1 protein-coding gene is annotated in these 252 nt (G+C 62.3%); it reads right to left on the bottom strand.

From position 1 onward, the window contains the following. Positions 1-252 (bottom strand): hypothetical protein (locus tag SM753_RS21530; protein ID WP_369335392.1); only part of this gene is annotated, 252 nt, incomplete at both ends.

Below are 252 nucleotides of genomic sequence, written 5' to 3'. Positions count from 1 at the left end.
GGCCGCAGTTCGGAGGTCGGTTGCCCGATTGTCGAGTCGGTCCGCGTCGTGAACGTCCTCGAAGAACAGCGATTCGTCCTCGACGAAACTGTAGCTCGGGAGTGTTTCGCCGTCGGCGTGCACGGTCGGGAGTGGCCCGTTCAACTCGGTCATCGTCGCCGAGTGAGCTGCGGGTCGAAGATTGTTGGCCTCACCGTCGAAGAGGTAGACCGCACTCGCATCGAGATCGAGCACACCAGGAGTGTCGTCGAC

Source organism: Halostella sp. PRR32 (assembly GCF_034808085.1).
GTDB lineage: Archaea > Halobacteriota > Halobacteria > Halobacteriales > Natronoarchaeaceae > Halostella > Halostella pelagica.
Note: the sequence above shows the minus strand (reverse complement) of the source record. Positions and strands in the feature narration are given on the sequence as shown.